This window comes from Streptomyces boluensis, from assembly GCF_009908195.1.
Classification (GTDB): domain Bacteria; phylum Actinomycetota; class Actinomycetes; order Streptomycetales; family Streptomycetaceae; genus Streptomyces; species Streptomyces boluensis.
This window is the reverse complement of the sequence record NZ_JAAAHS010000155.1, coordinates 1-16,120: the sequence shown is the minus strand read 5'-3', so window position 1 is coordinate 16,120 and position 16,120 is coordinate 1. Positions and strand designations below refer to the sequence as shown.

Here is a 16,120-nt window from a genome sequence, read left to right as displayed (position 1 = left end):
GCGGGCGCCGCGCTCAGCCTCTCCCCGGCGCCTGTGAAAACCGCCTCCACGCGCGCGTGGCACCTCGCGGACGACGTCCACCGCACCCGCCGACGGCCCCCACCGCCCCCACGAAAACCGGCTCCACGCGCGCGTACCGCGTCGCGAACGCCGTCTCCGCGCGTTCCGGGACGCCGGTTAGCCTCCAGGGCATGAACGCCTCAGACGTATGGCTCCCCTTCGCGCCCGACACCGTGCCCGGCCTCCCGGACGGCTTCGACTACCGCACCTGGGACGGCGAGGACAGTTACCCGGCCGACCCGGCGGACTGCGCCTTCTACGTCGTGCCGTACATGAAGGGCGCGGAGGTCAGCGCACGTCCGCTGGCCGCGATGACCTCGGTCCGCGTCGTCCAGACCCTGACCGCGGGCATGGACCACATCCTGCCCGGAGCCGCGGCCCTCGGCCCCGGCGTACGGCTGTGCAACGCGCGTGGTGTGCACGAGGCGTCCACCGCGGAGCTGGCGCTGACCCTGATCCTGGCCTCGCTGCGCGGCATCCCCGGATTCGTCGAGGGGCAGCGCAAGGAGGAGTGGCGCTCCGGCTTCTACCCGGCGCTCGCCGACAAGTCGGTGCTCATCGTCGGATACGGCTCCATCGGCGCCGCCGTGGAGGACCGGCTCGCTCCCTTCGAGTGCGCGCGGGTGGCGCGCGTCGCGCGCTCCGCCCGTGCCACGGAGCGCGGCCCGGTGCACCCGCTCACCGAACTGCCCGCCCTCGTCGCCGAGGCCGACGTGGTGGTCCTGTGCACCCCGCTGACCGAGCAGACCAGGGGGCTCGTGGACGCGGAGTTCCTGGCCGGGATGCGTGACGGGGCCCTGCTGGTGAACGTCGCCCGCGGCCCGGTCGTCGACACGAAGGCGCTCCTCGCCGAGCTGGAGACGGGGCGCATCAGCGCGGCCGTCGACGTCACCGACCCGGAGCCGCTGCCCGCCGGGCATCCGCTCTGGCACGCCCCGAACCTGCTCGTCAGCCCGCATGTGGGCGGCAGCAGTTCGGCGTTCCTGCCCCGCGCGAAGCGGCTGCTCGTACGGCAGTTGGAGCGGTACGCCGCGGGGGAGCCGGTGGACAACGTCGTACACACCACGGCGTAGCCACCCCAACTACCGTATAGCGCACGGCTGTTGCCCACGCTCAGCCACCGCCCGCGTGCGCCCCGTGCCCGCATCGCCGCTGGTCGTCACGGAGCGTAGAGAGACTATGTCCCTGAGTGACGGGACTGGTGTATCGTCCCGACAGGGGTTGCGCCGTGGAGGGTTCGGCGCCAAGGGGAGATCCAGAGGGGGGCGACGGACGATGCACGGAGTGGCGAAGACTCCGACGCGGCAAGGCCGCCGACGGCGACCGTTTCGCACACCACTGCCGATAAGCGCCGACAGCACGCGCGGCGGCCCGCCACCGCGCCGCCCAGGGCCCCCGGGCGACCGGACGGTGAGCGCCGGGGACGGTGAGGCCCGGTGGGTCCCGTCGAGGCGGGTGCCCCGGTGATCGCGCCGGGAGCGTTGCTCACCGGCGGCCCCCCGCAGGACCGGGGCCGCGGTGGACTCCTCGCGCAGCTGCTGCTCGCAGCCGTCTGCGCCGGTTATGCCACGGGCTCCGCCTTCGGCTGGGGTTCGGACCAACTCTCGGCGTTCATGGGGGACTTCGGGCTCAGCGCCGCGGCCGCGGCCGCCGCCGTCTCCTGCTTCCTCTACGCCCGCAACAGCCGCAGCCGCTTCCGGCCCGCCTGGCTCCTCTTCGCCCTGTCCTCCGCGATGGCGGCCCTCGGCAACGCCGTCTGGGGGTGGTACGAAGTGGTGCTCGACCGCCCCGTGCCGAGCACCAGCCTCGCCGACGTGTTCTTCCTGTGCTTCGCGCCACCGGCCATCGTCGGCCTCCTCGTCCTCGCCAAAAGGCCGGTCACACGCGCCGGTTGGGTCTGCCTCGCGCTCGACTCCTGGCTCATCGGCGGCTCGCTGCTCACGCTGGCGTGGAGCCTGGCGCTCGCGCACACCGCCGAGTTCGGCGACCTCAGCGTCTCGCACGCCGCGCTCTCGCTCGCGTACCCGCTCCTGGACATCGTCCTCGTCAGCATGGTCCTCGCGCTGCACTTCCGGCGCTCCGCCACCCACCGCTCCGCGATCAACACGGCCGTCGCCGCGCTGGCCCTGACGGTGATGTGCGACGCCCTGTTCACCTCCCCGCTGCTGCGCGAGTCGTACCGCTCCGGGCAGCTCCTCGACGCCGGCTGGTTCGCGGGCTCCCTGCTCCTCGCGTACGCCCCGTGGGTCACCGCCCGCGAAGGGGCCGAGAGCGATCCGGGGCCCGTACGGCCCGAGGGCGCCCTGATGGGCGGAGCGGACGCGCTGCGGCGCACCAGCGGGCGGGTCACCCGGCCGATCGCCGGTTCGCTCGCCGCGCTCACCCCGTATCTGGCCGCCGCCGTCTGCACGTTGGGGATTCTCTACAACACCCTCGACGGCCGCAGCGTCGACCGCGTCGTGCTGTTCACGGCCTGCACCGTGGTGCTCGCCCTGGTCGTGCGGCAGGCGATCATGCTGCTCGACAACATCTCGCTCACCCAGGAACTCGCCCAGAAGGAGAACCACTTCCGCTCCCTGGTGCAGGGTTCGAGCGACGTCATCATGATCGCCGCGCCGAACGGCATCCTGCGATACGTCAGCCCGGCCGCGGCCGGGGTCTGGAACCGGGACGCGGAGGAGCTGGTCGGCTCCGAACTGGCCCTGCTCATCCACCCCGAGGACCTCGGCCGGGTCGTGCACGAGATCCGCCGCTTCCTCGCCGCCCGGCCGCTCGACGAGCCCACCACACGCATCGAGTGCCGTTTCCGTTCCGGCAGCGGCAGCTGGCTGAACGTGGAGTCGACCGTCAACCGGCACCACGGCGGCCTGCTGTTCAACAGCCGCGACGTCACCGAACGGGTGCGCCTGCAGGCCCAGTTGCAGCACAACGCCGAGCACGACCCGCTCACCGACCTGCCCAACCGCTCGCTGTTCACCAAGCGGGTCGGCGCCGCCCTCGGCGGCCGGCGCAGCACCGACCGCGGCACCGCCGTGCTCTTCATCGACCTCGACGGCTTCAAGGGCGTCAACGACACCATCGGCCACCAGGCGGGCGACGAACTCCTCGTCCAGGCCGCCCGGCGCCTGGCCGAATCCGTACGCTCCGGGGACACCGCGGCCCGGCTCGGCGGCGACGAGTTCGCGGCGCTCATCGTGGGCGACGGCGCCCGCGACCGCGCGGCCCGCGAGCGCCACATCTTCGAGCTCGCCGACCGGCTCCGGCTGAGACTGTCGGACCCGTACACCATCGACGGCCAGGACGTACGCGTCGCCGCCTCCATCGGCGTCGCCTTCGCCGAACCAGGCGTCACCGCAGGGGAGTTGCTCCGCAACGCCGACCTCGCGATGTACCGCGCGAAGGCCGCGGGCAAGGGCCGCGTCGTGCTGTACGCCCCGCAGATGCAGGCCGAGGTGGTCCGCAAGGCCGAGCTCGCCACCCGGCTGCGCTCCGCCCTGCACGAGGGCGAGTTCGCGCTCCTGCACCAGCCGGTGGTGTCGCTCGACACCGGCCGGGTCACCGCCGTCGCCGCCCAGGCCCGCTGGCGCTCCGCGCAGGGCCTCCTCTTCACGCCCGCCGAGTTCCTGCGCGTCGGCGACGACAGCGACCGCGCGGCCGAGCTCGGCCGCTGGCTGCTCCAGGAGGCCGTCGAGCAGGCCGCCGAGCGGGGCCGCGCCGGGCAGGCCGTACCCGTAGTGGTGCGGATGAGCGCTCAGCGGCTCCTCGACCGCTCCATGCCGCTCGGCTCGGTGGAGGCGCTCCTGACGCGGTACGGACTGCCCTCCGGCGCCCTCGTCATCGAGCTGTCCGACAGCGACCCGCGGGACCCGCGCAACCCGCGCAACAGTCAGGGGTCCTTGGACGAACTGGAGCGGCGCCTCGCCGCCCTGCGCAGGCTCGGCGTCCGGGTCGCCCTCGACGGCCTGGGCAGCGGGCACGCCGCGATCAACGCGCTGCGCCGCCTCCCCGTGGACGTACTGAAACTGGACCGCTCGCTCGTCGAGGGGGTGGTGGAGTCCGCCCGGCTGCACAAGATCACCAGTGGTCTGCTGCGGATCGCCTGCGACCTCGGGCTGCGCTCCGTCGCCGACGGCGTGGACCTGCCCGAGCAGGTCGTCGCGCTGCGCGAGATGGGCTGCACGCACGGCCAGGGCATGGCGTTCTCCGGCCCCCTGGAGGAGCACCGGCTGCGCCGGGCGCTCGCCGAGGGGCACTATCCGCTGCCGCAGCCGACCAGCGAGCCGGTCTTCGTGGGCGGGGCCGTCATCGGCGGCTCGGGCATCGGCGGTACTGGCATCACACGGGTGCGCTCACATAATGAGACAGCCGTCCCACCCACTTGACACTCCCCGGTGGTCAGGGGGAGGGTCAGTGCCATGCGCACCCGAATTCTCGTACTTGGAAAGCGCGTCGGCTAAAGCTGAGACTGCGGACACCGCAGAATCCTCAGCGCTACGGCACCGACGCGCTCCCCTCGCTTGCCTCCGGGCACGAGGGGTTTTTTGTTGCACTGGCACCGCCCCCCATCACCGTAGAAACTCTCGCAAAACACCCTCTTAGCTTCGAGAAGAGACGCCGATGACCGAGCAGGCCACCGGGGCCCATCCGCAGCCGCGGCCCCGACCCTCTGGACAGCAGTCCGCCCCCGCACAGCAGCTGACGGGTGCGCAGTCCCTCATTCGTTCTCTCGAGGAAGTCGGGGCGGACACCGTATTCGGTATCCCCGGCGGCGCGATCATGCCGGCGTACGACCCGCTGATGGACTCCACCAAGGTCCGTCACATCCTGGTCCGCCACGAGCAGGGCGCCGGGCACGCCGCGACCGGGTACGCGCAGGCCACCGGCAAGGTCGGCGTCTGCATGGCCACCTCGGGGCCGGGTGCCACCAACCTCGTCACGCCGATCGCCGACGCGCACATGGACTCGGTGCCGCTCGTCGCCATCACCGGCCAGGTCGCCTCGAAGGCCATCGGCACGGACGCCTTCCAGGAGGCGGACATCGTCGGCATCACCATGCCGATCACCAAGCACAACTTCCTGGTCACCAAGGCCGAGGACATCCCGAAGACGATCGCTGAGGCCTTCCACATCGCCTCCACCGGCCGTCCGGGACCGGTCCTGGTGGACATCGCGAAGGACGCGCTGCAGGCGACCACCACCTTCAGCTGGCCGCCGCAGACCGACCTGCCGGGCTACCGCCCGGTGACCAAGCCGCACGCCAAGCAGATCCGCGAGGCGGCCAAGCTGATCAGCCAGGCCAAGCGGCCCGTGCTCTACGTCGGCGGCGGCGTGCTCAAGGCACACGCGACCGCCGAGCTGAAGGTCCTCGCCGAACTCACCCGGGCGCCCGTCACCACCACACTGATGGCGCTCGGCGCGTTCCCCGACAGCCACCCGCTGCACGTGGGAATGCCGGGCATGCACGGTGCGGTCACCGCCGTCACCGCGCTGCAGAAGGCCGACCTGATCGTCGCCCTCGGAGCCCGCTTCGACGACCGCGTCACCGGCAAGCTCGACTCGTTCGCGCCGTACGCCAAGGTCGTGCACGCCGACATCGACCCCGCGGAGATCGGCAAGAACCGCACCGCGGACGTGCCGATCGTCGGCGACGCCCGCGAGGTCATCGCCGACCTGGTGCAGGCCCTGCAGGCCGAGAACGCCGAGGGGCACGTCGGCGAGGCCGCCAAGGACGGGTACGCCGCCTGGTGGGAGCTGCTCAACCAGTGGCGCGACACCTACCCGCTCAGCTACGACCTGCCCGCCGACGGCAGCCTCTCCCCGCAGCAGGTCATCGAGCGGATCGGCAAGCTCGCCCCCGAGGGCACCGTCTTCGCCGCGGGCGTCGGCCAGCACCAGATGTGGGCCGCGCACTTCATCGACTACGAGAAGCCCGCGACCTGGCTGAACTCCGGCGGCGCCGGAACGATGGGGTACGCGGTCCCGGCCGCGATGGGCGCCAAGGCCGGCCGCCCGGACACCGCGGTGTGGGCGATCGACGGCGACGGCTGCTTCCAGATGACCAATCAGGAACTCACCACCTGCGCCCTGAACAACATCCCGATCAAGGTCGCCATCATCAACAACGGCGTCCTCGGCATGGTCCGCCAGTGGCAGAACCTGTTCTACGACGGCCGCTACTCCAACACCGTGCTGCACGCCGACGACACCGGCCACGAGAACCCCGGCTCCCAGGTCGGCGCCAGCCAGGGCGCCCGCAAGGGCACCCGGGTCCCGGACTTCGTGAAGCTGTCCGAGGCGATGGGCTGTGTCGCGCTGCGCTGCGAGGACCCGGCCGAACTCGACGCGGTCATCGCCAAGGCGAACGAGATCAACGACCGTCCCGTCGTCATCGACTTCATCGTCCACGAGGACGCCCAGGTGTGGCCGATGGTCGCCGCCGGCACCTCCAACGACGAGGTCATGGCCGCCCGGGGCGTCCGCCCCGACTTCGGCGACAACACGGACGACTGAGACCGAGAGCGAAAGAGAGACCCAGAGTCATGTCCACCAAGCACACGCTCTCCGTCCTGGTCGAGAACAAGCCCGGTGTCCTCGCCCGGATCACCGCCCTGTTCTCCCGCCGCGGCTTCAACATCGACTCCCTCGCCGTGGGCGTCACCGAGCACTCCGACATCTCCCGCATCACCATCGTGGTGAACGTCGAGGACCTGCCCCTCGAACAGGTCACCAAGCAGCTGAACAAGCTCGTCAACGTCCTGAAGATCGTCGAGCTCGAACCCGGCCACGCCGTCCAGCGCGAGCTCGTCCTCGCGAAGGTCCGCGCCGACAACGAGACCCGCTCGCAGATCGTCGAGATCGTCCAGCTGTTCCGCGCCAAGACCGTGGACGTCTCGCCCGAGGCGGTCACCATCGAGGCCACCGGCTCAAGCGACAAGCTGGAAGCCATGCTGAAGATGCTGGAGCCCTTCGGCATCAAGGAACTCGTCCAGTCCGGAACGATCGCCATAGGGCGCGGCTCGCGCTCCATCACGGACCGCTCACTGCGCGCCCTCGACCGCTCCGCCTGAGCACCACGCGCTCCGGCGCGCCCCTCTCGGATACCGAGACCCGACACCCTCTCATCGCCCGCCCGCCGTACGGTGGGTGCACCACCAGCACACCAAGGAGATCCCCAGTGGCCGAGCTGTTCTACGACGCCGACGCCGACCTGTCCATCATCCAGGGCCGCAAGGTCGCGGTCATCGGTTACGGCAGCCAGGGCCACGCCCACGCGCTGTCCCTGCGTGACTCGGGCGTCGACGTCCGCGTCGGCCTGCACGAGGGCTCCAAGTCCAAGGCCAAGGCCGAGGAGCAGGGCCTGCGCGTGGTGACCCCGTCGGAGGCCGCCGCCGAGGCCGACGTCATCATGATCCTCGTCCCGGACCCGATCCAGGCCCAGGTCTACGAGGAGTCCATCAAGGACAACCTCAAGGACGGCGACGCGCTGTTCTTCGGCCACGGCCTCAACATCCGCTTCGGCTTCATCAAGCCCCCGGCCAACGTGGACGTGGCGATGGTCGCGCCCAAGGGTCCGGGCCACCTGGTCCGTCGCCAGTACGAGGAGGGCCGCGGCGTTCCGTGTATCGCCGCCGTCGAGCAGGACGCGACCGGCAACGGCTTCGCGCTGGCGCTCTCGTACGCCAAGGGCATCGGTGGCACCCGCGCCGGCGTCATCAAGACCACCTTCACCGAGGAGACCGAGACCGACCTGTTCGGTGAGCAGGCCGTCCTCTGCGGTGGCACCGCCGCGCTGGTCAAGGCGGGCTTCGAGACCCTGACCGAGGCCGGCTACCAGCCGGAGATCGCGTACTTCGAGTGCCTGCACGAGCTGAAGCTCATCGTGGACCTCATGTACGAGGGCGGCCTGGAGAAGATGCGCTGGTCGATCTCCGAGACCGCCGAGTGGGGCGACTACGTCACCGGCCCGCGCATCATCACGGACGCCACCAAGGCCGAGATGAAGAAGGTCCTGGCCGAGATCCAGGACGGCACCTTCGCTCAGCAGTGGATGGACGAGTACCACGGCGGTCTGAAGAAGTACAACGAGTACAAGACCCAGGACGAGAACCACCTCCTGGAGACCACGGGCAAGGAGCTGCGCAAGCTCATGAGCTGGGTCAACGACGAGGCCTGAGCCTCGACGGCACAGGGCCGGACCTTCGGGTCCGGCCCTGTTGTACACCGTGGCCCCACTTGTACACCGTGGCCCACCACGGATGAGTGATCCTTCCGCTCCGGCGGAAAACCCGCCGCAGAGCAGCACTACACTTCTCAACACATACGCGTCAGGCCCACAGTGTCGTGCGTCTTCGCGGCTTGCCCCCCTCCACCGCCTGCGGCCGTCGGGACGGCCGTCCGCACTGGACATGTGAGGACACACGTGAGCTCGAACCCTGCCAAACCCGTCGTACTCATCGCCGAAGAGCTGTCGCCCGCGACCGTGGACGCGCTGGGTCCGGACTTCGAGATCCGGAAGTGCAACGGCGCGGACCGCGCCGAGCTGCTCCCGGCCATCGCCGACGTCGACGCGATCCTGGTGCGCTCCGCCACCAAGGTGGACGCCGAGGCCATCGCCGCCGCGAAGAAGCTGAAGGTCGTCGCGCGGGCCGGAGTCGGCCTCGACAACGTCGACGTGTCCGCGGCCACCAAGGCCGGCGTGATGGTCGTCAACGCCCCGACGTCCAACATCGTCACCGCCGCCGAGCTCGCCTGCGGCCTGCTCGTCGCCACCGCGCGCAACATCCCGCAGGCCAACACCGCGCTCAAGAACGGCGAGTGGAAGCGCTCCAAGTACACGGGTGTCGAGCTCAGCGAGAAGACCCTCGGCGTCGTCGGCCTCGGCCGCATCGGTGTCCTGGTCGCCCAGCGCATGTCGGCGTTCGGCATGAAGGTCGTCGCGTACGACCCGTACGTACAGCCCGCGCGGGCCGCGCAGATGGGCGTCAAGCTCCTCACGCTCGACGAGCTGCTCGAGGTCTCCGACTTCATCACCGTGCACCTGCCGAAGACCCCCGAGACCCTCGGTCTCATCGGTGACGAGGCGCTGCACAAGGTCCAGCCGCACGTCCGCATCGTGAACGCCGCGCGTGGCGGCATCGTCGACGAGACGGCGCTGTACTCGGCGCTCAAGGAGGGCCGCGTCGCCGGCGCCGGTCTCGATGTGTACGCGAAGGAGCCCTGCACGGACTCCCCGCTGTTCGAGCTCGACCAGGTCGTCTGCACCCCGCACCTCGGCGCGTCCACGGACGAGGCGCAGGAGAAGGCCGGTATCTCCGTCGCCAAGTCGGTGCGCCTCGCGCTCGCCGGTGAACTGGTGCCGGATGCGGTGAACGTGCAGGGCGGTGTCATCGCCGAGGACGTACGTCCGGGGCTGCCGCTCGCCGAGAAGCTCGGCCGGATCTTCACCGCGCTCGCCGGTGAGGTCGCCGCCCGTCTGGACGTCGAGGTCTGCGGTGAGATCACCCAGCACGACGTCAAGGTGCTCGAACTCTCCGCGCTCAAGGGCGTGTTCGAGGACGTCGTCGACGAGACGGTGTCGTACGTGAACGCCCCGCTGTTCGCGCAGGAGCGTGGCGTCGAGGTGCGGCTGACGACGACGTCGGAGTCGCCCGACCACCGCAACGTCGTCACGGTGCGGGGCACGCTGTCCGGTGGCGAGGAGATCTCGGTCTCCGGCACGCTTGCCGGGCCCAAGCACCTGCAGAAGATCGTCGCCATCGGCGAGCACGACATCGACCTGGCGCTCGCCGACCACATGGTGGTCCTGCGGTACGCGGACCGTCCCGGTGTCGTCGGCACGGTGGGCCGTGTCCTCGGTGAGGGTGGGCTGAACATCGCGGGCATGCAGGTGTCGCGTGCGGCGGCCGGTGGGGAGGCCCTCGCGGTGCTCACCGTCGACGACACGGTTCCGGCGCAGGTCCTGGCGGAGCTGGCTTCCGAGATCGGGGCGACGTCGGCTCGTTCGGTCAACTTGACTGACTAGGTTGGTTGTTGGCGGGGCCCGGGGTGCGATGTCGGCACGCCGGGCCCCGCTTTTTTGTTCTCCTCAAACGCCGGAGGGGCTATCTATTAGCCCCTCCGGCGTTTGAGGAGGCCCGTCCGGCAGGACTTCGGGAAGGGGCGGGGTGGGGAAAGAACAGCCCTACAGGCGGGCAGCCTTGAGGGCCATGTGGAGGAGTAGCCGGTCCTCGCCGGAGTCCAGGTCGAGGCCCGTGAGCTGCTCCACGCGGGACAGGCGGTAGTAGAGGGTCTGGCGGTGGATGCCGAGCGCCGTCGCCGCGCGGCCCGCCTGACCGGCCTGGTCGAGGAACACCTCGGCGGTGCGGGCGAGTTCAGGCCGGGCGAGCAGCGGCTGCACCACCGGATCGTGCGCGACCTCCACCGGCAGCGCCGTGAGCAACCGGTACGGGCCCAACTCGGCCCACAGAGCGACAGGTTCGACACCGACCGCCGCCCGCCGCGCCGCCGCCGCGCGTGCCGCCGCCGTGGCCTCCCGCCAGGCGGCGGGGAGTTCGGCCAGACCGCGCCGGGCCGTCGCGATCCCCGCCGCGCCCGCGCCCCCCACCGTGTCGACCAGGCGCGTCGCCGCCGTACGAGCGGGCCCGAGCGCCTCCGGTGAGCGCAGCCGTACCAGCGCGGCCAGGGTCTGCGGGGCGGCGTCGTCGCCGGGGGGACCCGGCACCGCGCACACCGAGACCGTGCCCGCCACGCGCTGCGCACCCGGCGTCGCCGACGCGGGCCACGGCGAGACGCAGACCAGCGCGTGCAGCTCGTCGGCTGCGGCGCCGAGCGCGTCCCGCAGTGCCGTCGTCGCGGCCTCCCGCTGCCAGCCGGCCGGGGCGGTGAGCAGGGCGCGCAGCTCGCGGGCCACGTCGTCGCCCGCCGAGGCCTCCGCCGCGAGCAGCACCCCGATGCGCTCCGTCACCTGGAGGGCCGCGTCCAGTTGAGCGGCGGTCGGTCCTGGCTCGGAGTCGAGCAGCCAGACGTACCCGTGCACCACGCCCCGGTGGCGTACCGGCAGACAGATCCGGGCCCGTAGGACGCCCGCGTCCGGGGCCGCCGGGATGCGCACCGGGCCCTGCGCGCGGGTGATGCCGAAGCCCTCGAACCAGGAGCGGACCGCGGCCGTCGACTTACGGGTCAGGATCGAGCGGGTGCGGACCGGGTCGAGGTCCAGCTCGTCGAAGCCGCCGCCGCTGTCCTGCGCACCGAACGCGATCAGCTCGAAGTCCCGGTTCTCCAAGGTCGCGGGTGCGCCGAGAAGCGCGGAGATCTCATCGACCAGGTCCTGGTAGTCGCCCTTCACGGTGGCCATTGTGCGCCACCCGGCGGGCTTCTCATACATCTGTCTGAGACGCCGGGCACGGATGCGTGACACCTGTCGATGGTTCAGGATCGACACGAACCCTAGGTTTCACGGTGGTTCTTCGTGCCGCTCCCTTCTCGTCACCGACGCCGTCATCGACTCCACTCGACTCGACTCGTCACCGACCGAACGGGCGGCCCCCTTCACATCGCGTTCTGGAGGTGCCCCGTGCTGGCTCCCGTGATCCTCGCCGCGTCACGCAGCGACAAGATGCGCCGCTTCGTCTCGGCTGCCCCGGGCACCAAGCAGGTGGTCGAGCGGTTCATCCCCGGCGAGACCGTCGACCAGGTCGTGCCGGTCGTCGTGGACGCCGTCGACAAGGGCCTCGAGGTCACCCTCGACGTCGTCGGTGAGGACATCACCACCCCCGAACAGGCCGCCGCCGCCCGGGACGCGTACCTGGAGCTCATCGACCGGCTCAAGGACCTCGGCCTCGGCACCAAGGCCGAGATGTCCGTGAAGCTGTCGATGTTCGGCCAAGCCCTTGAGGACGGCCACGAGCTGGCCCTCGCGAACGTACGGCCGGTCGTCGAGGCCGCCGCCGCCATCGGCACCACGGTCACCCTGGACGCCGAGGACCACACCACCCTCGACTCGATGTTCGCCATCCACGACGAGCTGCGGAAGGACTTCCCGCAGACCGGCTGCGTCATCCAGGCCTACCTGTTCCGCACCGAGGACGACGCCCACCGCCTCGCCGCGAACGGCAGCCGCGTCCGGATCGTCAAGGGCGCCTACAAGGAGCCCGCCGAGGTCGCGTACCAGGACAAGAGCGAGATCGACAAGGCGTACGTCCGGATCACGCGCATCCTCATGGAGGGTTCCGGGTACCCGATGATCGGGTCCCACGACCCGCGACTCATCGCCATCAGCCAGGAGCTCGCCCGCCGCGCGGGGCGCAAACTGGATGAGTACGAGTTCCAGATGCTCTACGGCATCCGCACCGAGGAGCACGTCCGGCTCGCCGCCGAGGGACACCGCATGCGGGTCTACACCGCGTACGGCACCGACTGGTACGGCTACTTCATGCGGCGCCTCGCGGAGAAGCCCGCCAACCTGATCTTCTTCGCCCGCTCGACGCTCACCAAGAGCTGACAGCCCCCGAAGACCCCCGAAGGCCCCCCGAGATCCGGCCCAGGGCCGAGCCACCTCACCCCTCATCAAGACCTCACCCAAGGAGACGGACGCCATGGACGCCGTGACCCAGGTCCCCACCCCCGTCAATGAGCCGGTGCACGGCTACGCCCCCGGCTCGCCCGAGCGCGCCCGCCTGGAGGTCAAGCTCAAGGAGCTGGCCGACAACCCGATCGAGCTGCCCTGCACCATCGGCGGCGAGCGTCGCCTCGGTGGCGGCGAGCCCTTCCAGGTCGTCCAGCCGCACAACCACCGCTCCGTCATCGGCACCGGCCGCGGCGCCAGCACCCAGGACGCGCAGGACGCCATCGACGCCGCGCTCGCCGCCGCCCCGGCCTGGCGCGCGATGTCGTTCGACGACCGCGCCGCGATCATCCTGCGCGCCGCCGAGCTGCTCTCCGGCCCGTGGCGCGAGACCCTCGCCGCCTCCACGATGCTGGGCCAGTCGAAGACCGCTCAGCAGGCGGAGATCGACACCCCGTGTGAGCTCATCGACTTCTGGCGCTTCAACGTCTCGTACGCCCGCCAGATCCTCGCCGAGCAGCCCCCGGCCAACTCGACCGGCGTGTGGAACCGCATGGACCACCGCCCGCTCGAGGGCTTCGTGTACGCGATCACGCCGTTCAACTTCACGGCCATCGCGGGCAACCTGCCGACCGCCCCCGCCCTCATGGGCAACGTGGTCGTGTGGAAGCCGTCCCCGACGCAGACCCACGCCGCCGTGCTGCTCATGCAGCTCCTGGAGGAGGCGGGCCTGCCGAAGGGCGTCATCAACCTGGTCACCGGTGACGGCCTGGCGGTCTCGGAGGTCGCCCTGGAGCACCCGGACCTCGCCGGTATCCACTTCACCGGTTCGACCAAGACCTTCCAGCACCTGTGGAAGACGGTCGGCAACAACATCGAGAAGTACCGCTCGTACCCGCGCATCGTCGGTGAGACCGGCGGCAAGGACTTCGTGGTCGCCCACCCCTCGGCCGACCCGGCGATCCTGAAGACCGCGATGACCCGTGGCTCCTTCGAGTTCCAGGGCCAGAAGTGCTCGGCCTCGTCGCGTGCGTACGTCCCCGCCTCGATCTGGAACAACGGCTTCAAGGAGCAGTTCGCGGCCGAGGTCGACGGCATCAGGATGGGTGACGTCACCGACCTGACGAACTTCATCGGCGCCGTCATCGACGACCGTGCCTTCGCGAAGAACAAGGCCGCCATCGACCGTGCCAAGGCCGACGCGTCCTGCACGATCGTCGCGGGCGGCACGTACGACGACTCGGAGGGCTACTTCGTCCGCCCGACCGTCATCGAGTGCTCCGACCCGGAGAACGAGGTCTTCACGACCGAGTACTTCGGCCCGGTGCTCGCCGTGCACGTCTACGAGGACGACAAGTACGAGGAGATGCTGGCGCAGATGGAGTCGGTGTCCGCGTACGCGCTGACCGGCTCGATCATCGCCTCCGACCGTGCGGCCGCGGCCGACGCGATGGAGAAGCTCCGCTTCGCCGCGGGCAACTTCTACATCAACGACAAGTCGACCGGCGCCGTCGTCGGCCAGCAGCCCTTCGGCGGCGGCCGTGCCTCCGGCACCTGCGACAAGGCCGGCGCCCCGCAGAACCTGATGCGCTGGACGCTGACCCGCGCCATCAAGGAGACGCTGGTCCCGCCGACCGAGTACGGCTACCCGCACATGGGCTGACGCCCGCCTGGCCCCTTTGGGCCGCCTGAACACCCGCCCCCGTACGGACCGTCCGCCGTACGGGGGCGGTGTCATGCCCGGTGTACGTGCACGGCCGCTGTCAGACCTCGACGAGCACCTGGTCGAGGGACTTGCGCACCAGGTCGGGGACCTGGCAGTCGGGCGCCGGGTAGCCGACCGGGATCACCGCGAAGGCCTTCTCGTTCTCCGGGCGGCCGAGCACCTGGGAGAGGAACCGCATCGGGCTCGGTGTGTGCACGAGCGCCGCGAGCCCCGACAGATGCAGGGCCGAGAGCAGCATCCCGACGGCGATGCCCACCGACTCGTCGACGTAGTAGTGCTTGCGTTTGGTGCCGTCCTCGCCCAGCCAGTACCGCTCCTGGAAGACCACCAACAGGGCGGGCGCGTCCGTCAGATGGGCCTTGACGCGGTCCGTGCCGAGCGGCCTGAGCGCCGCGAGCCACTCCTCGCCGAGCCGTCCGTCGTAGCTGATCCGCTCCTCGTGCTCGGCGGCCGCGCGGATCCGGCGGCGCACCTCGGGGTCGCGGACCAGGACGAACGTCCACGGCTGCTGATGCGCGCCGGACGGTGCGGTGGACGCGCAGGCGATGGCGTCCCGTACGACCTGTTCCGGCACCGGGTCGGGCGCGAACTGCCGTACGGTGTGCCGCTCCCGCATCCGGTCCCGCAGCTCGGCGGCGCGGGTCAGGGACTCCTCGGGGGGCATCCGCTCGGGGCGGTAGGGGACGGGCCGGTAGGGCTCTCCGTGGTCGGGGGCCCAGTGCTCCGTGGTCTCGGTCATGGGCCGAGTCTGCCGCCGGTACCGGTGTACGGACAGAGGGCGTCGCGCCGGTCCCTGGCGCTCGACCCGCCGGCGCTCAACTCGCCCCGGCCGCCCGGACGATGATCTTTCCGAGGTTCTCCCCGCGCAGCATCCCGAGGAACGCGTCCACGATGGAGTCGAAGCCCTCCACCACCGTCTCGTCGAGCCGGACCCGCCCGCTCTGCAGATGCGGCACGGCGAACTCGTACAACTCGTCCTGCACATCCCGGTAGTCGCGTACGAGAAAGCCCTCCATACGCAGGGACTTCTCCACGATGTCCGCGTGGTTGAAGCGCACGGGCGGTGCCGCCGGGTCATTGTACTGGCTGACCGTGCCGATCCGCACCACCCGGCCGTACTCGCGAAGCGCGGAGATCCCGGCGCCCAGGTGCTCGCCGCCGACGTTGTCCACGAAGACGTCGAAGCCGTCGGGCGCGGCCGCCGTGAGGAGTTCGGCCACCGGTCCTTCGTGGTAGTCGAAGGCGGCGTCGTAACCCACCTCCCGCGTCAGGTGGTTCACCTTCGCCGCCGAGCCCGCGCTGCCCACGATCCGGCCCGCGCCGAGCAGCCGCGCGAACCGCGCCGTGGCCGTGCCGACACCGCCCGCCGCGGCCGACACGAACAGGTCGTCGCCCTCCTTCAGGCGCGCGATCCGGGTCAGCCCGACGTACGCGGTCAGGCCGGTGCCGCCGAGGACGCTCAGGTACGCGGAGAGCGGCACCCCGTCGAAGCGCGGAAGGCGGCGCACCTCGTCCGGCGTCACCACCGAGTGGGTGCGCCAGCCCTGCCGGTGGAAGACCAACTCGCCCTCTTTCAGGGCGGGTTCACGGGACTCCACGACCCGGCCGATGGCGCGCCCCTCAAGCGGCGCGTGCAGCGCGAAGCCGCCGGGCACGTCGTCCATCAGCTCGCGGTGGTACGGGTCCACGGACCAGTAGAGGTTCTCCACCAGGGCGGTGCCGGGCGCCGGGCGGGGGATCGCGGACTCCACGAACGCGAAGTGCTCCTGGGT

Annotated in this window: 11 protein-coding genes; 8 read left to right on the top strand and 3 right to left on the bottom strand. The window is 70.8% G+C overall.

From position 1 onward, the window contains the following. Positions 1–191: 191 nt before the first annotated feature. The 6 genes from GUY60_RS19945 to serA all read left to right on the top strand — a co-directional run bounded on the left by GUY60_RS19945 (position 192) and on the right by serA (position 10,081). The gene (locus tag GUY60_RS19945) at positions 192–1,133 is read left to right on the top strand and encodes a 2-hydroxyacid dehydrogenase (protein ID WP_161699745.1); all 942 of its coding nucleotides are present in this window, start codon (positions 192–194) and stop codon (positions 1,131–1,133) included. Between the two features lie 363 nt (positions 1,134–1,496). After that, entirely contained in the window at positions 1,497–4,442 is a 2,946-nt protein-coding gene (locus GUY60_RS19940; protein ID WP_161699743.1) for a putative bifunctional diguanylate cyclase/phosphodiesterase, read from the top strand. A gap of 235 nt (positions 4,443–4,677) precedes the next feature. Next, positions 4,678–6,570: an acetolactate synthase large subunit gene (locus GUY60_RS19935; RefSeq protein ID WP_161699741.1), complete on the top strand. Its 1,893-nt coding sequence runs from the start codon at positions 4,678–4,680 to the stop codon at positions 6,568–6,570. A 29-nt stretch (positions 6,571–6,599) separates the two neighbouring features. Beyond that, the gene (ilvN, locus tag GUY60_RS19930; RefSeq protein WP_161699739.1) at positions 6,600–7,127 is read left to right on the top strand and encodes an acetolactate synthase small subunit; all 528 of its coding nucleotides are present in this window, start codon (positions 6,600–6,602) and stop codon (positions 7,125–7,127) included. 107 nt (positions 7,128–7,234) lie between these two features. Continuing rightward, entirely contained in the window at positions 7,235–8,233 is a 999-nt protein-coding gene (ilvC, locus tag GUY60_RS19925; protein ID WP_161699737.1) for a ketol-acid reductoisomerase, read from the top strand. 246 nt (positions 8,234–8,479) lie between these two features. Further along, positions 8,480–10,081 (top strand): phosphoglycerate dehydrogenase, encoded by a 1,602-nt coding sequence (gene serA, locus GUY60_RS19920; RefSeq protein WP_161699735.1) that lies wholly within the window; start codon positions 8,480–8,482, stop codon positions 10,079–10,081. 159 nt (positions 10,082–10,240) lie between these two features. On the opposite strand, the gene GUY60_RS19915 is transcribed toward serA, so the two are convergent. After that, positions 10,241–11,413 (bottom strand): PucR family transcriptional regulator, encoded by a 1,173-nt coding sequence (locus GUY60_RS19915; protein ID WP_187370083.1) that lies wholly within the window; start codon positions 11,411–11,413, stop codon positions 10,241–10,243. A gap of 219 nt (positions 11,414–11,632) precedes the next feature. Between GUY60_RS19915 and GUY60_RS19910 the strand changes: the two genes are divergently transcribed. Next, entirely contained in the window at positions 11,633–12,559 is a 927-nt protein-coding gene (locus GUY60_RS19910) for a proline dehydrogenase family protein (RefSeq protein ID WP_161699733.1), read from the top strand. A 94-nt stretch (positions 12,560–12,653) separates the two neighbouring features. Continuing rightward, on the top strand, positions 12,654–14,285 hold the full coding sequence (pruA, locus tag GUY60_RS19905; RefSeq protein WP_161699731.1) for an L-glutamate gamma-semialdehyde dehydrogenase: 1,632 nt from the start codon (positions 12,654–12,656) through the stop codon (positions 14,283–14,285). Positions 14,286–14,385: 100 nt separating this feature from the next. On the opposite strand, the gene GUY60_RS19900 is transcribed toward pruA, so the two are convergent. Together GUY60_RS19900 and GUY60_RS19895 are read right to left on the bottom strand one after the other, a co-directional pair. Next, entirely contained in the window at positions 14,386–15,087 is a 702-nt protein-coding gene (locus tag GUY60_RS19900; protein WP_161699730.1) for a nitroreductase family protein, read from the bottom strand. 76 nt (positions 15,088–15,163) lie between these two features. Next, positions 15,164–16,120, bottom strand: a 957-nt coding sequence (locus GUY60_RS19895) for an NADP-dependent oxidoreductase (protein ID WP_161699728.1), incomplete at its 5' end; no start/stop codon positions are given.